The sequence below is a fragment of the Pseudomonas salomonii genome (genome assembly GCF_900107155.1).
In the GTDB taxonomy this organism is placed as follows: Bacteria; Pseudomonadota; Gammaproteobacteria; order Pseudomonadales; family Pseudomonadaceae; genus Aquipseudomonas; species Aquipseudomonas salomonii.
The window spans coordinates 112,523-133,022 of record NZ_FNOX01000014.1 but is presented as its reverse complement, the minus strand read 5'-3'; the positions used below and the strand labels follow the sequence as shown (position 1 = coordinate 133,022).

At 60.6% G+C, this 20,500-nt stretch carries 19 protein-coding genes and 1 tRNA gene; 10 read left to right on the top strand and 10 right to left on the bottom strand.

Going from position 1 to position 20,500, the window contains the following annotated elements; translation table 11 throughout:
• The first annotated feature begins 131 nt into the window (after nt 1–131).
• Entirely contained in the window at nt 132–737 is a 606-nt protein-coding gene (locus tag BLV67_RS27450) for a LysE family translocator (protein ID WP_065931550.1), read from the top strand.
• A 9-nt stretch (nt 738–746) separates the two neighbouring features.
• Here BLV67_RS27450 and BLV67_RS32750 read toward each other — a convergent pair whose 3' ends face one another.
• Complete coding sequence (locus BLV67_RS32750) at nt 747–962, bottom strand: hypothetical protein (protein ID WP_139114119.1); 216 nt, start codon at nt 960–962, stop codon at nt 747–749.
• A 233-nt stretch (nt 963–1,195) separates the two neighbouring features.
• On the opposite strand from BLV67_RS32750, the gene BLV67_RS27445 reads away from it, so the two are divergent.
• Nucleotides 1,196–2,179, top strand: coding sequence for a GlxA family transcriptional regulator (locus BLV67_RS27445; protein WP_069787379.1), 984 nt, complete (start codon nt 1,196–1,198; stop codon nt 2,177–2,179).
• A 60-nt stretch (nt 2,180–2,239) separates the two neighbouring features.
• Here the strand turns inward: BLV67_RS27445 and BLV67_RS27440 are convergent, their stop codons facing one another.
• The 5 genes from BLV67_RS27440 to BLV67_RS27420 are packed head-to-tail and all read right to left on the bottom strand — an operon-like array spanning nt 2,240 to nt 8,681.
• Nucleotides 2,240–3,496: an NAD(P)/FAD-dependent oxidoreductase gene (locus tag BLV67_RS27440; protein ID WP_069787380.1), complete on the bottom strand. Its 1,257-nt coding sequence runs from the start codon at nt 3,494–3,496 to the stop codon at nt 2,240–2,242.
• A 3-nt stretch (nt 3,497–3,499) separates the two neighbouring features.
• Nucleotides 3,500–5,071 carry an aldehyde dehydrogenase (NADP(+)) gene (locus tag BLV67_RS27435; RefSeq protein WP_069787381.1) on the bottom strand — a complete coding sequence of 524 codons (1,572 nt, stop codon included), beginning with the start codon at nt 5,069–5,071 and terminating at the stop codon, nt 3,500–3,502.
• Nucleotides 5,072–5,131: 60 nt separating this feature from the next.
• Entirely contained in the window at nt 5,132–6,079 is a 948-nt protein-coding gene (locus tag BLV67_RS27430) for a dihydrodipicolinate synthase family protein (RefSeq protein WP_069787382.1), read from the bottom strand.
• 38 nt (nt 6,080–6,117) lie between these two features.
• Nucleotides 6,118–7,044 carry a 4-hydroxyproline epimerase gene (locus tag BLV67_RS27425; RefSeq protein WP_069787383.1) on the bottom strand — a complete coding sequence of 309 codons (927 nt, stop codon included), beginning with the start codon at nt 7,042–7,044 and terminating at the stop codon, nt 6,118–6,120.
• Nucleotides 7,045–7,055: 11 nt separating this feature from the next.
• Nucleotides 7,056–8,681 (bottom strand): APC family permease, encoded by a 1,626-nt coding sequence (locus BLV67_RS27420; protein WP_069787384.1) that lies wholly within the window; start codon nt 8,679–8,681, stop codon nt 7,056–7,058.
• 331 nt (nt 8,682–9,012) lie between these two features.
• Here BLV67_RS27420 and BLV67_RS27415 point away from each other — a divergent pair, with 331 nt between their 5' ends.
• The 3 genes from BLV67_RS27415 to BLV67_RS27405 all read left to right on the top strand — a co-directional run bounded on the left by BLV67_RS27415 (nt 9,013) and on the right by BLV67_RS27405 (nt 12,488).
• Nucleotides 9,013–9,771: an AraC family transcriptional regulator gene (locus BLV67_RS27415; protein ID WP_069787385.1), complete on the top strand. Its 759-nt coding sequence runs from the start codon at nt 9,013–9,015 to the stop codon at nt 9,769–9,771.
• Between the two features lie 72 nt (nt 9,772–9,843).
• Nucleotides 9,844–11,910: a maltose alpha-D-glucosyltransferase gene (gene treS / locus BLV67_RS27410; protein WP_065931543.1), complete on the top strand. Its 2,067-nt coding sequence runs from the start codon at nt 9,844–9,846 to the stop codon at nt 11,908–11,910.
• 185 nt (nt 11,911–12,095) lie between these two features.
• Nucleotides 12,096–12,488 carry a tautomerase family protein gene (locus BLV67_RS27405; protein ID WP_065931542.1) on the top strand — a complete coding sequence of 131 codons (393 nt, stop codon included), beginning with the start codon at nt 12,096–12,098 and terminating at the stop codon, nt 12,486–12,488.
• A gap of 48 nt (nt 12,489–12,536) precedes the next feature.
• Here BLV67_RS27405 and BLV67_RS27400 read toward each other — a convergent pair whose 3' ends face one another.
• Nucleotides 12,537–13,142: a cysteine hydrolase family protein gene (locus tag BLV67_RS27400; RefSeq protein WP_017138867.1), complete on the bottom strand. Its 606-nt coding sequence runs from the start codon at nt 13,140–13,142 to the stop codon at nt 12,537–12,539.
• Between the two features lie 354 nt (nt 13,143–13,496).
• On the opposite strand from BLV67_RS27400, the gene BLV67_RS27395 reads away from it, so the two are divergent.
• Both BLV67_RS27395 and BLV67_RS27390 read left to right on the top strand, forming a co-directional pair.
• Nucleotides 13,497–15,215, top strand: a complete 1,719-nt coding sequence (locus BLV67_RS27395) for a hydrogenase maturation protein (protein ID WP_069787386.1) — start codon at nt 13,497–13,499, stop codon at nt 15,213–15,215.
• Nucleotides 15,216–15,424: 209 nt separating this feature from the next.
• Complete coding sequence (locus tag BLV67_RS27390) at nt 15,425–15,868, top strand: anti-virulence regulator CigR family protein (protein ID WP_065931625.1); 444 nt, start codon at nt 15,425–15,427, stop codon at nt 15,866–15,868.
• Between the two features lie 75 nt (nt 15,869–15,943).
• On the opposite strand, the gene BLV67_RS27385 is transcribed toward BLV67_RS27390, so the two are convergent.
• Complete coding sequence (locus BLV67_RS27385; RefSeq protein ID WP_069787387.1) at nt 15,944–16,354, bottom strand: VOC family protein; 411 nt, start codon at nt 16,352–16,354, stop codon at nt 15,944–15,946.
• A 263-nt stretch (nt 16,355–16,617) separates the two neighbouring features.
• On the opposite strand from BLV67_RS27385, the gene BLV67_RS27380 reads away from it, so the two are divergent.
• The 3 genes from BLV67_RS27380 (at nt 16,618) to BLV67_RS33430 (ending at nt 18,182) form a co-directional block, all read left to right on the top strand.
• Nucleotides 16,618–16,704 (top strand) — tRNA-Leu (locus BLV67_RS27380).
• Nucleotides 16,705–16,735: 31 nt separating this feature from the next.
• Nucleotides 16,736–17,872, top strand: coding sequence for an OprD family outer membrane porin (locus tag BLV67_RS27375; RefSeq protein ID WP_244160787.1), 1,137 nt, complete (start codon nt 16,736–16,738; stop codon nt 17,870–17,872).
• A complete protein-coding gene (locus tag BLV67_RS33430; RefSeq protein WP_244160785.1) occupies nt 17,859–18,182 on the top strand; it encodes an OprD family outer membrane porin in 324 nt (107 codons plus the stop codon). The genes BLV67_RS27375 and BLV67_RS33430 overlap by 14 nt, the downstream gene beginning before the upstream one ends.
• Before the next feature lie 43 nt (nt 18,183–18,225).
• Here the strand turns inward: BLV67_RS33430 and BLV67_RS27370 are convergent, their stop codons facing one another.
• Together BLV67_RS27370 and BLV67_RS27365 are read right to left on the bottom strand one after the other, a co-directional pair.
• Nucleotides 18,226–19,149: a LysR family transcriptional regulator gene (locus tag BLV67_RS27370; protein WP_083269384.1), complete on the bottom strand. Its 924-nt coding sequence runs from the start codon at nt 19,147–19,149 to the stop codon at nt 18,226–18,228.
• Nucleotides 19,150–19,239: 90 nt separating this feature from the next.
• Nucleotides 19,240–20,499 carry a Zn-dependent hydrolase gene (locus BLV67_RS27365; RefSeq protein WP_069787389.1) on the bottom strand — a complete coding sequence of 420 codons (1,260 nt, stop codon included), beginning with the start codon at nt 20,497–20,499 and terminating at the stop codon, nt 19,240–19,242.
• Nucleotide 20,500 lies beyond the last annotated feature (1 nt).

Sequence of the window (20,500 nt, the reverse complement as noted above, 5' to 3'; positions counted from 1 at the left end):
CGCCGCACACTGTCGCCAACTGCTCGATAACGCCAAAGTGTACGCCTCGATCCGCCCCTAGCTGTACGGGGCGACTAGGGCTGTAACCCACTACTGTCGCAGGCATACCACTACCGTTTGGATGCCGCGCCATGTTCATGTCCACCAGCCTGTTGTCCGCTTTTGTACTGTTTGCCTTCGTGTCCTCGATCACGCCCGGCCCGAACAACACCATGTTGCTCGCCTCGGGGGTGAACTTTGGCTTTCGCCGTTCGATGCCCCACGCGCTGGGGATCAGCATCGGCTTCATGCTGTTGGTGATTTCGGTAGGTCTGGGCCTGGGTGAGGTGTTCAAGGTATTTCCGTGGGCCTACACGGTTTTGCGCTATGTGGGCGCGACCTATTTGCTTTACCTGGCGTGGAAGATCGCCACGGCTGGCGGCATGTCCGAGAACCCTGACGAGCGTGGCAAACCCATGACCTTTCTGGGCGCGGCCGCGTTTCAATGGGTCAACCCCAAGGCGTGGATCATGGCGCTGGGGGCGATCACCACCTACACGCCGGCCGAAGGCTACGTGACCAATGTGTTGGTGATCGCACTGGTATTTGCCGTGGTCAACCTGCCCAGTGTGTGCGTGTGGGTGGGCTGTGGCAGTGGCTTGCGCAACGTGCTGCGCGACCCGCGTTGGTTGCGGGTATTCAACGGGTCGATGGCGGCGCTGTTGGTACTGTCGTTGTACCCGATGCTTTTTGCGTGAAGCAGTGCCTCACACCGGCGAGATGGTTGCCAGCAAGCCGATGCCGATGGTCAGCACCAGAAAACCGAACAGGAAAAGTGCCATCTTGGTCATAAGGCCTCCGAAGGGAAGGGAGTCGACAGGAGTGTCGGGATGGCGCCCATTGTCCGCTTCACTGGCGTTTCGATACAGACGCAGATAGTAAAGAAAAAACCGTATCAGATGGGCCCGCAGCGGCCAGGCCAAGGGCCTGGGAGGCGGGCGATTTAGTAAAGATCAGGCTTGAAGGCCCTGTTGACTATCACCAAGCAAGCATCCTTCATCGGGGTGGCGGCCAGTAGAGCGGCGCGCAGCAGCGGAATTATTCTTCGTGGGAATGCGGCACGACAGCCGGCGCATTTGCCCCTAAGATAGCGCCCACTGCATCAATAATAAGAGTGGGCCAAGCCTCGATGGAAAGACGCCAGTTCAGCGGTGGCATGAAAGGCAAGAACCTGCGCTACCTCAATGAAAACTTCCAACAGCCGTCGCCGGTCACCCGCGTCGGTTTTTTGCTGCTCGAACACTTTTCCCTGCCGGCATTCACCCAGACCCTCGACACCCTGATCACTGCCAACCTGCTACGCCCCGATCTGTTTGCCACGCGCACGTTCGGCTGTGACGAGGGTGAAGTCATCAGCGACCTGGGCCTGGTGATCCGCCCGGATGCGCGGCTGGAGGCGTCGGCATTGCCAGACCTGGATTTGTTGGTGATCTGTGGTGGTTTTCGCACCGAGCTCAAAGCCGGCGATGAGTTCACCCAGCTGTTGCGCAGCGCCGCCGAACAAGGCGTGAGCCTCGCCGGCCTGTGGAACGGCGCCTGGTTCCTGGGCCGCGCCGGGCTGTTGCAGGGCTATCGCTGTGCGATCCACCCGGAGCATCGGCCGGCGCTGTCGGAAGTGTCCAAGGCCGCCGAGGTCACCAGCGAACCCTTCGTGATCGACCGCGATCGCCTTACGGCCTCCAGCCCTTCGGGCGCGTTCCACATGGCCCTGGACTGGATCAAAAGCCTGCATGGCAAAGCCCTGGTCGAAGGCATCGAGGACATCCTGGCGTTTGAAGAGTCGCGCTACCGGCGTATCAAACCCACAGAGAACATCAGCGTCAGCGCGCCACTGCGTGAAGTGGTGAAGCTGATGGACGCCAATCTCGAAGAACCCTTGGAACTGGACCAATTGGCGGTCTACGCCGGCCGTTCGCGGCGCCAGCTCGAACGCCTGTTCAAGGAGCAACTGGGCACCACGCCGCAACGCTATTACATGGAGCTGCGCGTCACCGAGGCGCGGCGCCTGTTGCAGCACACCGAGCTGTCACAGGTGGATGTGCTTGTGGCGTGCGGGTTTGTGTCGCCGAGCCATTTCAGTAAGTGCTATAGCGCGTATTTCGGCTATCGGCCGTCCAAAGAGAAGCGCTTGGTCAAGTAGCGTTGGGGGCGAGCACTGTCACTGTGATTGTCACTGTGGCAAGCCTGCTCGCCACAAAGCCTAAAAACGCGCCAAGCGGTAAGGGGCCAGGTCCGGCAACGCCATGCGCTTACCCGGCGCGGCCAGTTGCACGATCATCTCCGCCGTCACCGCCGCCTGCGTCAACCCCAAGTGCTGATGCCCAAACGCAAGCAATACCTTGCCATCCGCCACCCGATCAATGATCGGCAGCGAGTCCGGCAGCGACGGGCGAAAGCCCATCCAAGGGGTTGCGTCACGGGTGCTCAAGTCCTGACGAAACAAGCCCTGGCTCAAGCGGTGCAACTGCCAGGCGCGTTGCATATTGGCGGGGCGCGCCAAGCCTGCGAACTCGACCGTGCCGGCCAGGCGCAAGCCATCGCGCATGGGCGTCATGATGAATTTGCGCTCGAACGAGGTCACGGCAAAGGGCAGGCGCTGGTGCTCATGGGGCAGCATCAGGTGATAGCCGCGCTCGGTGTCCAGCGGGACCGATGTGCCGGTGAGTGCAGCGGTGAGTTTGGCCGAATGGGCGCCGCAGGCGATCAATACCTGGCGAGCGCTCAGGCTGCCTTGATCGGTCAGCAGTGATACGCCGTCCGACTCCAGGCGCCCATCCAGTACGCGTTGCTGCACAAACTGCACACCGCACGCCTTGGCCGCGCTCACCAGTGCGCCCACCACGCTGTATGGGTCGATAAAATGCCCTGTAGCAGGGAAGAACAGGCCGCCCTGGATCGCCTCGCTCAGTTGCGGTGCGGCCTTGCATATGGCCTCGCGGGGCCAGAATTCCACCGGCACATGCTGCTGCTGCATGCGTTGACGCAACGCGTCGATGGCTTCCCCGGACTCAGCACGCTCGAACACTAACAACGAACCGTCCGTATGCAACAGCTGCGGCTGCTCAATGGACAGCAGCAGCCGCTGCCACGCGCCCAGGCTGGCCTCGTTCAGTGCACGAATGCCCGCCACGGTGCGCTGGTAGCTTGCCGGGCGCAGGTTGAGCAACAGCCGTGCAAACCAGGGCAGGGCGCGTGGCAGGTACTTCCAGTCCAGGCGCAGCGGGCCCATGGGGTCCATCAGCATGGCGGGAAGGCGCTTGAGGATCGACACGTCGGCAATCGGGAACACTTGCTCGGTGGCCAAATGCCCAGCGTTGCCATAGGAGGCGCCCATGCCCGGCGCCTGTGGGTCGATAACCACCACGCGCTGGCCTTGCCGGGCCAATTGCAGGGCGCAGGCGACGCCAATGATGCCGGCGCCGATCACAGCGATATCAGCACGGTTGCTGTCACTCATGGTTCAGGCCTCTCTGTGGCCGTCGAGCAAGCGCCGCAACAGCAGCGGGTTGGCGTGTTGCAGCGCAGCGGGCAGCAAGCTGTCCGGGAAGTCCTGGTAACACACCGGACGCAGAAAGCGCAGGATCGCTGCGGTGCCGACCGAGGTGCTGCGTGAGTCGCTGGTGGCCGGGAACGGGCCGCCGTGGACCATGGCGTCGCACACTTCCACACCGGTCGGCCAGCCGTTGACCAGCAGGCGCCCGGCCTTGCGTTCCAATACCGGCAGCAGGGCTTGGGCGCGTGCCAGGTCAGCGTCGTCCAGGTGCAGTGTGGCGGTCAATTGGCCTTCCAAATGCTCGGAAACCTGACGCACTTGCTCGTCGTCGGCACACACCACCACCAGGGAGGCCGCGCCGAAGACTTCCGCTTGCAGATGCTCATTGCGCAAAAACGCGCTGGCCTGGGCCACAAACAGCCGTGCCTGGCCTTGATTCGGGCCTTGCGCCGCCATGCCTTGGGCGGCGATTTGGGCGTGTTCGGTCAAGCGGCCGACGCCCGCTTCATAGGCCTGGAAAATACCTGGCGTCAGCATGGTCTGGGCGGCGCACGCCGGGAGCAATTCACTCACCGTGGCGACAAAGCGCTCGAGTGCCGGGCCTGCGACCGCAATCACCACGCCAGGGTTGGTGCAAAACTGCCCGGCGCCTTGGGTCAACGAGGCGACAAAACCCCGGGCCAACACCTCTGCACGCGTGTGCAACGCCGCAGGAAACAGGTACACCGGGTTGATCGAACTCATTTCCGCATACACCGGAATCGGCTCCGGCCGCGCTTGGGCCGCCTGGGTCAGGGCGATACCGCCGCTGCGTGAGCCGGTAAACCCCACCGCTTTGATACGCGGGTCGGTGACCAATGCCATGCCGACTTCACGACCCGAGCCATACAACAGCGAAAACACCCCGTCGGGCAAATCACAGTCCTGAACTGCCTTGGCCAGCGCACGGCCGACCAGTTCACTGGTGCCGGGATGCGCACCATGGGCCTTGACGATCACCGGGCAACCGGCGGCGAGCGCAGAGGCGGTATCGCCGCCCGCCACGGAGAAGGCCAAGGGGAAATTGCTCGCGCCAAACACTGCCACCGGCCCCAACGCAATATGCCGCTGGCGCAGGTCTGCACGTGGCAATGGCTGACGCGTCGGTTGCGCGGTGTCGACGCGTACATCCAGCCATTCACCGGCGCGCACCGTGCGGGCGAATGTGCGCAATTGCCCGCAGGTGCGGCCGCGTTCGCCCTGGATCCGCGCGCGCGGCAGGCCGGTTTCGGCTAAGGCGCGTTCGATCAGTTCATCGCCAAGCGCTTCAATGTTGTCGGCAATCGCTTCTAGAAGCGCTGCGCGCACTGCCAGCGAGGTGTCGCGATAGGTGTCAAACGCAGCCCAGGCCAAGGCACAGGCTTGGTCGACGTGCTCGCCATCGCCGCCTGGGTAGGCAGGCGCCATGGCCAGGTCGGTGGCGGGATTAATCGCCTGGATTGCTTCTCGATGGCCGAGAGTTGCGTGCTGACCGATCAGCATCTTGCCCGTCAGAGTCATGGGGAGTCCTTGAAAAGTGAGGGTTGGCCGCTGTGAGAACCACAGCGGCGCGCGAGGGTGTCAGGCGACGTTCTGTTCAGCCGACCAGTTGGCGTACCACTGGCGGAACAACGCGTACTGGTGCTCGGCATAACGCTGTTGGGCGGTGCTGAGTACGTCGGTTTCGTTGAAGTGCAGGGCGTAGCCCTGGTCGCCGTTGAGCACCATCAAGTGCTTGTAATACAGCACCAGGTCGCAACCCTCGTCGAAGGACGACAGCACGGCCAGCGCGGCTTCCAGCTCACGGGCCAGGCGCCGGGCCTTGGCGTCGCCTGTGGCGGCTTTTTTGCTCAGGGCCACCAGTTGCAGCACTTCGCGCGGCAGCGCGTTGCCGATACCGGTGATGGCGCCGGTGGCGTTGCAATTGACGAAACCGTGCACCACTTGGGTGTCGACGCCGACCATCAGGGTTACGGCATCGTCCTGGGAGGTAATGTTTTCCGCCGCGTAGCGCAGGTCGGCGCCGCCGCCGAATTCCTTGAAGCCGATCAGGTTAGGGTGTTCACGGCGCAGCTCAAAGAACAGGTCTGCGCGGGTAGCGAAGCCGTAATACGGGCTGTTGTAGATCACTGCCGGCAAGTTCGGCGCGGCCTTGAGGATCGCCGAGAAGTGCGCCTTTTGCGCGGTGGCCGAAGCGCCACGGGACAGCACGCGCGGGATTACCATCAAACCATGGGCGCCGACCTTGGCCGCGTGGGCGGCGTGGGCCACCGCTTCACGGCTGTTGACCGCGCCGGTGCCGACGATGGTCGGCACACCAGCGGCGACCAAGCGGGCCACACCTTCCTGGCGTTCGGCTTCGGTCAACAGCGGCCAGTCACCCATGGAGCCGCAATACACCACGGCGCTCATGCCGATATCGACCAGTTCACGGCCCTTGGCGACCAGGGCGTCGAAGTCCGGTGTGCGTTCAGGCGTGCACGGGGTCATCAGTGCAGGGATGCAACCGGTAAAGATGTTGTCGCTCATTGTTCTAACTCCAGCGTTCAGTTAAATAAGGCCCGGGCTCAGATGCCCCAGGCAAAAGGGTCCTGCTCGTCGATCAGCAACGTGCTGTCGGCGGTCATGTAGGCGCGGCCGGTGATGAAGGGGCGAATGCGCTCGCCATCCCATTCATAACGGCCTTCGAATCGGCTGCCGGTGATGCTGGCCTGCACCCAGGTGGCGCCGGGCGCGAGTTTGTCGTCAGCCGCCAGGCACGCCAGTTTGGCGCTGGTGCCGGTGCCGCACGGTGAGCGGTCGTAGGCTTTGCCGGGGCACATCACGAAGTTGCGGCTGTCGGCGTGGGCGTCGTCGGCGAACAGTTCGATATGGTCGATCAACGCACCGTCTGCACCGTGAATGCCTTGGGTTTCCAGGGCCTTGAGCATCGCCCAGGTGTAGTCGGTGAGGGTGTCGACGTTGTCCATCGCCAGCCTGTGGCCGTGCTGCGACACCAGGAAAAACCAGTTGCCGCCCCAGGCGATATCGCCATGCACCACGCCATAGCCCGGCACGTCCACCGGCACCTGCTGGCGATGCCGGTAGGCGGGCACGTTGCGCAAGGTCACGGCGCCGTCGTCGTGCAAGGTGGCCGCTACCGGACCCACCGGCGTGTCGATGGTGTGCACGCCAGGCCCAATGCGGCCCAGGTGGTGCAAGGAGGCAACCAGGCCGATGGTGCCGTGGCCGCACATGCCCAGATAGCCGGCATTGTTGAAGAAGATCACCCCGCAGGTGGCGCCGGGCGTGACCGGCGCGCAGTACAGCGCACCGACCAGCACGTCATTGCCACGCGGCTCCAGCAGGCAGGCGCGGCGCCATTGATCGTGTTCGCTGCGCAAGGTGTGCAACTGCTCGGCAATGGTTGCGCCGGCGAGCGCAGGGAAGCCGTCCATTATCAGGCGCGTCGGTTCGCCGCCGGTGTGGGAGTCGATAACATGCAGGCGCTTCATAACAGGCTCCATCAGTGAGTGGCTGGGGACAGTGGCGCGCTGTAATGCGCATCGCTGACGGCTTCGCTTTCGTCGTCTTCGTGTTCCAGGCGCACCAGGTGCGCGGGCACACCAGTGGCGGCGCCCCAGTAGTAGATGCCCAGGGCACAGAGGGCGACGACCAGGGTGTCAAACGGATGGCTGATCACGCCGATGCCGCCGAAACTGCCGAGCTTGGACAGCAGGATGGTCACCGCGTAGAAGCCGATCAGCCAGGCCGACGAGCGCACTTGCTGCTTGAGATTCAGGTGCGCGGTCGGTACCCAGCGTGCGCACAGCAGGTACACCACAAACATCAGGATTTGCAGGCCCAGCAACCACGACACGGTGCTCCAGCCCGACCAGTAAACGATCAGCGCGGCGATGATGAACGACAGCGGGCCGAGCACCGCCATGCCCTTGACCCGGAACGGCCGCGCCATGTCCGGTGCATTGCGGCGCAGCGCGGCGACGGTGACCGGGGCCACCGCGTAGCTGAGAATCAGCGCCGCCGACACCACATTGATCAGCGCTTCCCAGGACGGAAACGGCAGGGTCCAGAACACCGACAAACCAAAGGTCAACCACAGCGCCGGACGCGGGATGCCGGACTTCTCATCAATGCGCGTAAAGATCTTGAAAAACGTGCCGGTCTGCGCCCAGCCGTACACCACACGCGGCGTGGCGTTCATGTAGATATTGCCGCAGCCGCTGGGTGAGATCACGGCGTCGGCTACCACCAGATAGGCCAGCCAGCCCACGCCCAGTGCCAGGGCGATATCGCGATACGGCAGCGCCAGTTGCTTGCTGATACCGGCCCAGCCATCGGCCAGCATCTCGGTCGGCACGCCACCGAGGAAGGCGGTTTGCAGCAGCACATAGATGGCGGTCGACAGCAGCACCGAGAGGATCAAGGCAATCGGGATCGTGCGTTGCGGGTTCTTCACTTCACTGGCCACCGAGATGATCGGCGTGAGGCCCAGGTAGGCAAAAATCACTCCGCCAGCCGACACCGCCATCTCGATGCCCGACAGGCCGAACGGGGCAAAACCCTGGGTCTGGAAATTCGCCGGTTTGAAGAAGGTGAACAGCACACCAATCACCAGCAACGGCACGATGAACTTGAACACGCTCACCAGGTTATTGGCGATGGCGAAGGTCTTGACGCTGCGGTAATTGAGCACAAAGAACAGGCACAGCAGGGCGAACTGCACCAGCCAGCCCAGGGTGGACGGGTCGCTGGAATCGACCTTGGTCAGTTCGGGAAACCAGGCCGCGGCGTATTGGCGCGAGGCGACCACTTCGATGGCCACCAGGCTTGAAAACGCGATGAGCGTGATAAAGCCCATCAGGTAGCCCAGCAGCGGGCCATGAGAGTACACCGGGTAACGCACCACGCCACCGGCGCGGGGCAGGGCGGCGCCGAGTTCGCAGTACACGATCCCGAGCAGCAGCACGGCGAACCCGCCGATCAACCAGGAAATAATCCCCGCCGGGCCGGCGATGGCGGACACGTGGCTGGCTGCAAATAACCAGCCCGAACCGAAGATGGCGCCTAACCCGATAAAGGTCAGGTCCATCAGTGAAAGTTGTTTCTTGAACTTGCCTTGAGCAGACATGGCGGCGCCTTCTTGTGAGTTATTGGATAGGCATGCAGTGGCGATATCCTGAACCGATCAAGGGGCGCTGCGATTGATGTTTTGCGTTGATGTGGATGACGAATTCGGCACAGTTTGCTGCGTTCGGTCCGGGTAATTCATGGGCCAAATGTGGGAGCGGGCTTGCTCGCGAATGCGGTGGATCAGCCAATACATCTGGCGACTGACATACCGCATTCGCGAGCAAGCCCGCTCCCACATTCGACCGAGTGTTGGCCAAAAGGCCCCGAAAACTTTATAGATACTCCTGCTGGCATAGTGCAATCTGCCTAAAAAAACCGGAGTCCAGGCCATGTTGCCCAGTGCATTTGCGAGCGTTCTACAGGCCAATCGCCCCCACAGCATCGAGCAACTATTGGCCGGGGTCGCGCAGTTGTTGCCCTTGCTTGACGTAATCCCCAATGCCGCGATTTTCATCAAGGATATCGACGCCCGTTACGTGCTCGCCAACCACACTCTGGTGCAACGCTGCGGCCTTAAACAGCTGCATCCGCTGCTGGGCAAGACCAGCGCCGAAGTGTTCCCCGCGCAATTGGGGCCGGGCTACACCGAGCAGGACCGGCGCGTGCTGGAGCAGGGTTTTGTGCTCGAAGACCAGCTTGAGCTGCACCTGTATGGCAGCCGCGAACCGGGCTGGTGCCTGACGCACAAATGGCCGCTGTACAACGACAAGGGTACGATCATCGGCCTGGCGGGTATTTCGGTGGACCTGCAATCGGCCAGCGAAACGCACCCGGCCTACCAGCGCCTGGCTGCCGTGGATGAACACATTCGCCAGCATTTCAACCGACGCGTCACCCTTGGCGAGCTGACCCGCATTGCCGGGATTTCCGTCGCGCAACTGGAGCGCTACTGCAAACGCGTCTTCCACCTCACGCCCCGGCAGATGATTCAGAAGGTGCGCCTGGAGCATGCGCGTCGGCTGTTGCACTCCGAACTGCCGATCACCGAGGTGGCGCTGCAATGCGGCTATACCGACCACAGCGCGTTTACTCGCCAGTTCAAGGCCTTGACCGGGTTTACGCCCAGGCAGTATCGGCAATTGGACTAAATGCAACGAATCAAGGCATCCGCCGCTCCTATGCTTACGAATAACCTTTTCACGGCAATAGGAAACAGGCTTATGACGGCGGCGGATAACGATCATGTGAACTGGCTGGTGCAACAATCCATGCTCAATGCGGCGCGCCAGCGGGCCAAGCTCTATAGCGGGCAAGGGCGCTTGTGGCAGCAGCCGTATGCGCAGACCCGGCCGCGTGATGCTTCTGCGCTGTCATCCGTGTGGTTCACCGCGTACCCGGCCTCGATCGTGACCCGTGAAAACGGCACGGTGCTCGAAGCCCTGGGCGACGAAAGCCTGTGGCAGGCCTTGTCGAAGATCGGCATCCAGGGCATTCACAACGGCCCGCTGAAAAAGTCCGGCGGGCTCGACGGTACGCGGCATACGCCGACCATCGACGGCAATTTCGACCGTATCAGCTTCGAAATTGACCCACAGCTGGGCACCGAAGCGCAGTTGCAGGCCCTGACGCGCATGGCCGCCGCGCACAATGCGGTGATCATCGACGATGTGATCCCGTCCCACACCGGCAAGGGCGCAGACTTCCGCCTGGCCGAGATGGCGTATGAGGATTATCCGGGGCTTTACCACATGGTCGAGATCCGCGAGGAAGACTGGCCGCTGTTACCTGACGTCGCCGAAGGACGGGATGCGCAGAACCTCAGCCCCGCGCAGGTGGATGCGCTGCGTGACAAGCATTACATCGTCGGCCAGTTGCAGCGGGTGATCTTCTTCGAACCCGGCGTCAAGGAAACCGACTGGAGCGCGACCCCGGTGGTCGTTGGCGTGGACGCCAAACCGCGTCGCTGGGTGTACCTGCATTACTTCAAGGAAGGCCAGCCGTCGCTGAACTGGCTGGACCCTTCGTTTGCCGCGCAGCAGATGATCATCGGCGACGCCCTGCATGCCATTGATGTGATGGGCGCCAAGATCCTGCGCCTGGACGCCAACGGCTTCCTCGGCGTGGAACGCAAGCTGGACGGCACTGCCTGGTCGGAAAGCCATCCTCTGTCGATCACCGGCAACCAACTGCTCGGCGGGGCGATTCGTAAGGCGGGCGGGTTCAGTTTTCAGGAGTTGAACCTCACCGTCGACGATATCGCCGCCATGTCCCACGGCGGTGCCGACCTGTCCTACGACTTCATCACGCGCCCGGCGTATCAGCATGCCTTGCTGATGGGCGACACCGAATTTTTGCGCCTGATGTTGCGCGAGATGCACAGCCAGGGCATCGACCCCGGTTCCTTGATTCATGCGCTGCAAAACCACGATGAACTGACCCTGGAGCTGGTGCACTTCTGGACCCTGCACGCCCACGACAGTTACCTCTACCAAGGCCAGACCTTCCCCGGCAACAGCCTGCGCGAGCATATCCGCGAGCAGATGTACGAGCGCCTGGCCGGCGAGCATGCGCCGTATAACCTCAAGTTCGTCACCAATGGCGTGTCGTGCACCACCGCCAGCATTATCACGGCGGCCCTGGGCATCCGTGACCTGGAGGCGATCACGCCGGCCGATATCGAGCAGATCCGCCGGATCCATGTGCTGCTGGTGATGTACAACGCCATGCAGCCTGGGGTGTTTGCCCTGTCTGGCTGGGACCTGGTCGGCGCGTTGCCGTTGGCGGCCGATGCGGTTGCCCACTTGATGGGCGATGGCGACACCCGCTGGATTCATCGCGGCGCCTATGACCTGGTGGATTTGAACCCGAATGCTGAGCTGTCCGCCGGCCAGATGCCGCGCGCGCAAACCTTGTACGGCAGCCTCAACAGCCAGTTGCAGGACCCGGAGTCGTTCGCGTCCCAGTTGCAGAAAATTCTCGCCGTGCGCAACGCCTACGGAATCGCCGCCAGCCGCCAGATTCTGGTGCCGGATGTGGAGCATCCGGGGCTGCTGATCATGGTTCACGAGTTGCCGGCCGGGAAGGGCACGCAAATCACCGCGCTTAACTTCGGCAGTACGCCGCTGACCGAAACCCTGCACCTGCCCGACATTGCGCCGGGGCCGGTGGTGGACATTATCAATGAGCGGGTCGAGGGCGATCTGACTGCTGAAGGTGAGTTCACTATCACGCTGGACGCGTATGAGGGGCTGGCGCTGCGGGTGGTCAGCCTGTCGCCGATGCTCTAGGGGCGCGAGGCGCTGATCGCCTGGTCGATCAGCGCTGATTGTGAGTTTGCCGGGAGCGCTGATAACATGCAATTTGCGCATTATTGAATAAATAAATATGCGCTTGATGAATTTTGTCGTTCGAGCTAGCGTAGCCTCAATGGCCACGTTCGAGTACCGGCCACTGACCTGCCGAGGAATTTCCCATGCCTTTAGTTCGAATCGACCTGGCCGCCGACACCTCCACTGAAACCGCCGCTGCGATTGGTGACGTGATCTACGCCGCCATGACCAGCGTGGCCAATGTGCCTGAGCACGACAAATTCCAGATCATCAATCGTCACGCCAAGGATGAGTTGGTGTATCCGGCAGCGGGTTATCTGGGGATTACCTACACGCCGAACATTGTGTTTATCCAGGTGACCTGGAGCGCCGGGCGTAGCATCGCGGTGAAAAAGGCTTTTTATAAATTTATCGCTGAGGGCATCCACGCCAAAACCGGGCTGCGCAAAGAAGATGTGTGGATCAACCTGGTGGATGTGAAACGCGAGGATTGGTCGTTTGGCAACGGTGAGATGCAGTACGTGCCTGACGAGTGAGGCAGGCCCGCAAGCAGGCGGCGACTCAGTGATGAGTCGCCGTTGTTTTTATTGGGCGTTCAACGCTTGTAGAAACTGGGTGTGTTTCAGCGTTTGCGAGAACATCGGCAAGGTGAAGTTCTCGGCGGCGTGTTGTTGCTCATCACTGAAGGTGGCGGTGCAGTCGGTCAACGTCACCACGTCGTAGCCTTTCTCATAACCCGAACGAACCGTGCCTTCAACGCAGCAATTGGTCAAAAAGCCTGCGACAACCAGGTTCTGGATGCCGTTGTTGCGCAGCACCAGGTCCAGGCCGGTGGTAGCAAACGCATCCAGGCCACGTTTGCCTTCTATGAGGATGTCAGCCGGCTCACGGCTCAGTGCCTCGCTGATGTCGGCGCCCCAACTGCCGGCCCGAAAGGCGCTGCCGTCTGCCACACCCTTGAGAATGCCGTAGGAGCGGTGCGTCAGTTCGGGGTAGCCGTCGGCAAATTGAATCGGCATATGGATGATCTTCACACCGAGCTTTCGTGCTTGTTCAACGGTGGTTGCAGTGTTTGCCAGCATGTCGGTGCTGTGCATGACGCCTTTGACGGCGTCGTGAAACACGCCACCTGCAGTGGTGAAGTCGTTTTGGAATTCAATCAGGACCAATGCGGTTTTCGTCGGGTTCATAGTGATGCTCCGTCAGGTGGTTTTTCACTACAGCAGTTATAGGCGCCAATTCCAAGGGCTGCACTCATCGTGTGGGAGCGGGCTTGCTCGCGAATGCGGTGAAGCGAATCCAGGCGTTCGAGGGTGGCGGCAACGGTGGTCATGAAAGCCTCGGTCACGGTGCATTTGCGCCAGTGTAGGCGCGCGCCAAGTCGCTGAAACTCCGGTTCTTGCGACGCAATTTGCCCTGGCTGACCGAACATTGATCTCGATCAGGTGCCCCGCCTGGCAGGCCTTTTAACCTTGTGCTTCCATCAAAGGCCAGGGACGGCTCAATGCGAGCCTGTGGCCGTGCACCTCAAGGAAGAGTCTGCCATGCGATCATTGAAGATCATCTTGTTGTCCTCTGCATTCAACGGCCTGACCCAACGGGCCTGGCTGGACTTGCGCCAGTCGGGGTTTGACCCCAGCGTGGTGCTGTTCACGGATGAAGCCTCGGTGTGCCGGCAAATCGAGGCGTCGGACGCTGACCTGGTGATCTGCCCGTTCCTCAAGGATCGCGTACCGCAGCAGCTGTGGAGCAACCTCGACCGCCCGGTGGTGATCATTCATCCGGGGATTGTCGGTGACCGTGGCGCCAGCGCGCTGGACTGGGCCATCACCCAGCAGGCGCGTCGTTGGGGCGTCACCGCGCTGCAGGCGGTGGAGGAGATGGACGCGGGGCCGGTCTGGTCGACCTGCGAATTCGACATGCCCGCCGAGGTGCGCAAGTCCGAGTTGTACAACGGCCTGGTGAGTGATGCGGCGATCAGCTGTATTCGCGACGTGGTGGAAAAATTCACCCGTGGTGTGCTCCCTACGCCGCTGGATTACACGCAGCCCAACGTTATCGGGCGCTTGCAGCCGAACATGAAGCAGGTAGACCGGGCTTTCAGCTGGCACGACTGCGCGCGCTTCATCAAACGCAGCATCGACGCCGCCGACGGCCAGCCGGGTGTGTTGGCCAGCATTCACGGCGAGCAGTATTACTTGTATGACGCGCACCTGGATGCCCGCCGGGGCCTGCCGGGTGCAATGCTCGCGGTACAGGATGATGCCGTATTGGTCGCGGCCGGTGATCAGAGCGTGTGGGTCGGCTCGCTCAAACGCAAGGCCCGGCCAGGCGAGGAGACCTTCAAGTTGCCGGCCCGTCACGTGTTGGCCGAGCGCCTGGCGGGTGTGCCCGTGCTGGACAGCTCAATTGCCCATCAAGCCTTCAATGAACAGGCCTATCAACCGATTCGCTACCGCGAATGCGGCCACGTCGGTGAGTTGACCTTCGAGTTCTACAACGGCGCCATGAGCACCGAACAATGCCAACGGCTGGTTGCTGCACTGAGTTGGGCCAAGGCGCGCAGCACCCAGGTGCTGCTGATCAAAGGTGGGCGCGGCAGCTTTTCCAATGGCGTACACCTCAACGTCATCCAGGCCGCCCCCGTGCCGGGGCTGGAGGCCTGGGCAAATATCCAGGCGATCGACGATGTGTGCCAGCAACTGCTGAGCGCCCGGCAACTGGTGGTCAGTGGCCTGACCGGCAGCGCCGGCGCCGGCGGTGTAATGCTGGCCCTGGCCGCCGATATTGTTTTCGCCCGCGCCGGTGTGGTGCTTAACCCGCATTACAAGGGCATGGGGCTGTATGGCTCCGAATACTGGACCTATAGCCTGCCGCGTGCGGTGGGCAGCGAAATTGCCCATAAGCTCACGCAAGAGTGCCTGCCGATCAGCGCCATTCAGGCCCAGCAGTGGGGCATGGTGCAGGACATTGGCCCACGTTGCCCAAATGATTTCAGTGCCTGGTTGCTGCAAGCGGCCCAAGGCGCGCTGAGCGATGAGAAATACGCCGCGCAACGCGCGCGCAAAGCCAATATCGACCTTGAGGCAATGGAACGCTGCCGCCAAAACGAGTTGGCCCAGATGACGTTGGACATGGTGCACAACCGCCAGCAATTTGCCGAGAAGTGCCGCAACTTCGTGTTCAAGCACAAAACCTGCCAGACGCCGCAACGGTTGATGGCGCCGTGGGCGTTGGCGCGTAAGGGCGAACTGGTCGCCTGAGCGGTACTGCGCTGCCCATGTGCTTGCGAGTGCCATATCCCATGCGCGAGGATCCGGCACCGTCAGCGCCTGGAGAACAGTGATGCAATTGCTATCGTTTTTATAAAGTTGAGCGAGCTACATTTGAGCGCTCCGTAATGGGCGAGCGCTACTGATTTCGGCAATCGGATCTATATTCAATAGGGCAGTCCCTTCTGGAGTGAATGATCATGTTCAAATCTCGCTCGTTGGTAGTCGTCTTCACTTGCATAGCCCTGGTCGCGGGCTCGGCGACGGCGTTGGCTGATCCTGGTAACGGGAAGGGGCAAGGCCATGGCAACGGCAACGGCAACGGCCAAGGCGGGCAGGGCAAGAAGGGCAAAGGCGGCGATTCGCACTATGGTCCCAGCGTTGATCGAGGCAGCGTGCTGGGCGTGCTCGGTGGCTATCGGGATTATTGGCAGCCTGGCCCATCACTGCCCCCTGGCATACAGAAGAACCTCGCTCGAGGAAAGCCGCTGCCTCCAGGGATTGCGAAAAAACTCGATGGTCGACTACTCGGCAGGCTGCCTCATTACGACGGCTACGAATGGCAGCAGGCAGGCACGGATTTGATCCTTGTGGCTATTGCTTCCGGGATCATCTACGAAGTGCTTAACGGCGCTTTTGATTAGTGCTTTGAAGGCGATTGATGGCGCACGATATGGCGCACGATAAAGGTATCGTTCGCCGTCCTCTATGCAGCCAGACTAAATGGCAGGGCCCTTCAACTCGATCCGGTTATCATCCGGATCGTTGAAATAAATCGACCAGCCAGTCCCGTCTGCGCCATAGCGCTGCTGCGCCTTCTCAGCAAACACACCCGCCTCAGCCAGGTGGTTGAGAATGGCGGACTCATCAAAAGGCTCAACCCTGAGGCAGACGTGATCGACGTTATGCCTCTGCTTGCCCGCCGGCTCCCCACCTTCACGACCGATCGACCCGTTCACATCGACCAAGTCAATCAGGGACGTGCCGGCACTCAGGTGGATCATGCCGAGGTCGTCACGGCGCTTTTTGACGTCACAGCCCAGTACCGAGGTGTAAAACGCCAGGCTGCGGGTGATGTCCTTCACGCGTAAAACAACATGATCTATATGTTGGATTGAAAAGGTGCGCATTGGGATCATTCCTGTTTGATCATGGGTTTTGTTGTCGCCAAAGTCTTCAACTTAGCTGATCCTGGAAAACTAGTGCTGTATTTAACCCGTGGTATCGGCCCAGGACAGTCAGCCCACCGGCTTGATGCAATGCCGGGTTTACTGCGTAGATCACTGATCTGCCGAGCTTTTTCAGCTTGCAATGAGCACCATAAAGGTACGCTTCGACCTTGCGTCCAAGCGCCGGGGTCTATATATTCCCAACCCTGCAACACCGCGCTACCGCCCGAATGGCGAAACTGGTAGACGCATGGGACTTAAAATCCCCCGCCCGTAAGGGCGTCCCGGTTCGATTCCGGGTTCGGGCACCATTTTACATTCCACTGGAAGCTGTTCAGTTCCTTGGAAGCCTTGAAAAACCTGCCTTCTGGCGGGTTTTTTTGTTTTTGCGTTCCGTCGAATTCTCGTCCGGTCTTCAGAAATCCGATCGTTTTAGGGGTAAAGTTAGGGGTAGCCAGCCCCAAAAACAAGATGGTGCCAGTTATTCAACCCATTAAAATAGTCGGCGATCAAAATAAGGCAGATGGTTTTATCGACGGAAGTCATGCGAAGCTAACGCTTCGTAATTTCTACGCGCGTCAGACCACACACCGTACAACCAATCTTGTTATCCAAAAGTCTGGAAGAACTGAGAAGACCGATCTGCGCAGCACCTGGATCCAAGCGGCGATGCTCGATTACCGTTCCGGTTACACTCAGGGCACGCTGGGCTTTGGTGTGGATGCATCGCTGTGGAGTGCTGCGAATCTTGAGCGGGGCAAAGGACGCCTGGCCAATGGCAGTGATCGTACGTTGGTCCATAGCAACGGAGACGCGGTATCGACGTGGAGCCGAATGGCCGTGGCGGACGTGCGTTTCAGGGTTTCAAACACCGAGTTGAACGCCGGGCGTTTCATGGCAGACAATCCCATGCTGCGCTCAAAAGATAATCGATCACTGCCTTCTACGTTCGAAGGGGTGAGTCTTGTGATTAATGAGTTTGACACTGTTGCAGTGCAAGCTGGCTATGCGGACAGAGCAGTGCCGCGTACCGGGACCGATGCGACCAAGTTTGTGAGCACCTTTGGCAATCGTCTGTATCGAGGTGATCGCATCAGTTATGCCGGCGTCAATATCCAACCTTGGTATGGGATTTCGACCAGCGTGTATGCCAGCCGCTTTGAAAATGTGTGGGATCGTTATTACGTGGGCATTACCCATCGCACCGGCACGGCTGAAACAATCGCTTGGGAAAACGTACTGACCTCCTACCATACGCGCGATCAAGGTAGCAGGGAGCTGGGTTATATCGATAACACCATCGCCAGCTATGCCTCAACAGTCACACACGGTGCGCATAGCTTCACACTTGCCTACCAAAAAGTTTTTGGCAATGAGTACTTCGACTACCCGTGGGAGACAACGGCCAACTTCAATGCCATCTCGCTTTACTCTGACTATAACGGGCCAAACGAGACCATCTTGGATGGCGAAATATGACGTTGATTTTGCCGCCTATGGAGTAGCGGGGCTGACTACAGGCCTTTGGTATGCGCGCGGTTGGGGGATAGACGGTACGCATTATGATGGAGACCGCAACGGTGCACATACAGGCTATAACGTACGCGGCTTGGACAGCATCACGCACTGGGAACTGGGGCTGACGGCGGGTTACATCGTGCAGTCAGGTCAATTTAAAAATACTGCGCTGCGAACGATCATTTATCACCACCGAGCCGAGGCGGGGCAAATCGATGGTAGTTATGATGAGTTTCGTTTAGTGGCCAATGTACCTCTTGATCTATTTTGACAGCCGATGCGGCGGGTTGATCCAGCGGGAACTGCCGTTGCGGTCAACCCCCAGCCTCCTGAAATGACCTGATAATCGCCTCAAGCATCAAACTGGCTGTTCGATTGGCGCCTTGCGATTCCCGCGAAACCACAAACACCGGTCGCTCCACAATGAATTCCTGCAACGGCAGACGAAACAAGGCGCCGCTGTCCACCCAGGGTTGGGCGATATGGTCGGGCACGATGCCGACAAAGCCGCCGCTGAGCAGCAACTGGACCGTCCCTTCTACATGATGGGCGAGGGTAACGGCGCTTTGCAGAAAACTCGCCGGTGCGGTGTCCTGCACCAAGTAGCCACGACGCACGTATTGCCCGCTCTGTTCAACGATCCGGCGCGCCTGCGCTTCGCTTTTGCCGAATGCATCATGGTCTCGTCCACAGTACAAGGCGGAGGCTTCGGAGCCGATCACCTGATAGCTGAGTGCGGGCAGGTCAGACTTGCAAATCGTCACGCCTACGCCAGCTTTTTTTTCGGCAACAGCGCGCTCTACTGCATCCGGCGGAGCGACCCCGACACTGAGATTGACCAATGGATAATCGCGACGAAAGTGTTTCAGTGCGGTGGCGATGGGGTTACTGGGCGTGAAAGTACAGTGATCAATCAGCCACAGGCTTAGATCGCCTTTGACCTCTGCTTTCGAACTGGCCAGGGTGTCGCGAAACTCATCGATGGAGTCGAGCAGGCGAAGCACTGCCGTATAGGCGACGTGTCCTTCCTCGGTCAGCTGGAAACCGCTTCGGCCGCGATGGCAGAGTTGACTGCCGAAACGACTCTCCAGATCGGACAACTGCCGGCTGATGGCCGAAATACCCATCCCCGTGGCCTCCTCGGCGGCCGACAGCCCCCCGCACTCGACAACGGCCTTGAACAGTCGCCAGTGTTTCAAGTCGATGTCGTGCAAGGGGGGAACAGAGGGTGTGTTCAATGGGCGACTCCGGGTGTGGGGAGTAAAGCGCGTAAGTCCGTCTTACCTTACGCGCTCGGTTGTTGAAATGTTTTACACCAAGTTCGTCGATCAGCGCAGTTGACCATCCAAATAAATCAAGGTGTGGGCCAGCACTTGAGTGCCGTCAAGCAACTGTTGGGGTTCCAGCCATTCTTCGGCGCAGTGGCTACGACCATTGAGGCAGGGAACGAACACCATGCCCATCGGTCCGGTGGCCCCGACGTAGACCGCGTCATGCCCGGCACCACTGGGCAAGGTCATGTGCGGCAAGCCCAGCTGTTCAGCCACTTTGCTGATGGCCTCAATCACAATGGGGGAGCAGTCCGTAGGGGCGGCATACGTCAATGGCACCGATTCGACGGTCAGCCTCAGGTCTGACAGTACCGCGTTGCAGTGCGCCAGCAGGTGTTCAGGGAAGTCGAGCAGCACCTGTTTGGAATCGCTGCGCACCTCGAGCACCATGTCGACCTTGCCGGGTACGGCGTTGGGCACGTTTGGGCTTACATCCAACCGACCCACCGTCGCGACGACATAGTGAGGATGACCACTCATGTCGGCAGCCATACGCCGTGCTTCGCGGATTAACTCTGCCGCGCCAACCAACGCGTCACGCCGCAGATCCATGGGGGTCGTACCGGCATGGTCCGGTAAGCCATGCACGGTGATTCCGACGCGTCGGATGCCGACGATGTTGGTGACGGAGCCGATGGGTAATCCCCGACTCTCCAGAACCGGGCCCTGCTCAATGTGCAGTTCAACAAACGCTGCGGTGCTGCCGGATTCCCGTAAAGCCTGGCCGAGGAGCCCTGGGGCACCTCCAATACGCGTGATAGCCTGTGCCAGGCTTTCACCTGTGCGGTTTGGCGAGGCGAGCATTTCCGAGGTCAACAGCCCTGCGAATGCGCGACTACCGACGCAGGAGATGCCATAGTCACTGGGCTCCTCGGAGAGAAAGTCGATCACCTGGAGCGGATGGCGCAAGCACCGGCCAGCGTCTTTCAAGGCATGGGCGACTTCCAGCGCTGCCAACACTCCGATAATGCCGTCGAACCGGCCGCCACCGACTACCGTATCGCAATGTGAGCCGCTGATCAGCGGTTTCAGGTCAGGTTCGCTGCCGTTGAGCTGACCGATCAGATTGCCGCCGGCATCCAGCGTGACGCTCAGCCCGGCAGACTCGAACTCAGACCTTAACCACAGTCTTGCCTGCTCAAACTCGGGCGAAAAGGCGCGTCGGGTCCAGGGTATGTCCGGCAGGGTAAAGCTTGACAACGTCTGGACTCGATCCCACAGACGTTCAATGTTCAGTTGCAGCAAGGGGACGCTCATT

Bases quoted from the DNA above. Each gene is read 5' to 3' on its own strand.
- BLV67_RS27390 (WP_065931625.1), top strand. From the start codon at position 15,425: ATGTTCAAATCTCGCTCGTTGGTAGTCGTCTTCACTTGCATAGCCCTG.
- BLV67_RS27450 (WP_065931550.1), top strand. From the start codon at position 132: ATGTTCATGTCCACCAGCCTGTTGTCCGCTTTTGTACTGTTTGCCTTC.
- BLV67_RS27405 (WP_065931542.1), top strand. From the start codon at position 12,096: ATGCCTTTAGTTCGAATCGACCTGGCCGCCGACACCTCCACTGAAACC.
- BLV67_RS27425 (WP_069787383.1), bottom strand. From the start codon at position 7,044: ATGAAGCGCCTGCATGTTATCGACTCCCACACCGGCGGCGAACCGACG.
- BLV67_RS27385 (WP_069787387.1), bottom strand. From the start codon at position 16,354: ATGCGCACCTTTTCAATCCAACATATAGATCATGTTGTTTTACGCGTG.
- BLV67_RS27415 (WP_069787385.1), top strand. From the start codon at position 9,013: ATGTTGCCCAGTGCATTTGCGAGCGTTCTACAGGCCAATCGCCCCCAC.
- BLV67_RS27420 (WP_069787384.1), bottom strand. From the start codon at position 8,681: ATGTCTGCTCAAGGCAAGTTCAAGAAACAACTTTCACTGATGGACCTG.
- BLV67_RS27395 (WP_069787386.1), top strand. From the start codon at position 13,497: ATGCGATCATTGAAGATCATCTTGTTGTCCTCTGCATTCAACGGCCTG.
- treS (WP_065931543.1), top strand. From the start codon at position 9,844: ATGACGGCGGCGGATAACGATCATGTGAACTGGCTGGTGCAACAATCC.
- BLV67_RS27365 (WP_069787389.1), bottom strand. From the start codon at position 20,499: ATGAGCGTCCCCTTGCTGCAACTGAACATTGAACGTCTGTGGGATCGA.
- BLV67_RS27400 (WP_017138867.1), bottom strand. From the start codon at position 13,142: ATGAACCCGACGAAAACCGCATTGGTCCTGATTGAATTCCAAAACGAC.
- BLV67_RS27430 (WP_069787382.1), bottom strand. From the start codon at position 6,079: ATGAGCGACAACATCTTTACCGGTTGCATCCCTGCACTGATGACCCCG.
- BLV67_RS27440 (WP_069787380.1), bottom strand. From the start codon at position 3,496: ATGAGTGACAGCAACCGTGCTGATATCGCTGTGATCGGCGCCGGCATC.
- BLV67_RS33430 (WP_244160785.1), top strand. From the start codon at position 17,859: ATGGCGAAATATGACGTTGATTTTGCCGCCTATGGAGTAGCGGGGCTG.
- BLV67_RS27435 (WP_069787381.1), bottom strand. From the start codon at position 5,071: ATGACTCTGACGGGCAAGATGCTGATCGGTCAGCACGCAACTCTCGGC.
- BLV67_RS27445 (WP_069787379.1), top strand. From the start codon at position 1,196: ATGAAAGGCAAGAACCTGCGCTACCTCAATGAAAACTTCCAACAGCCG.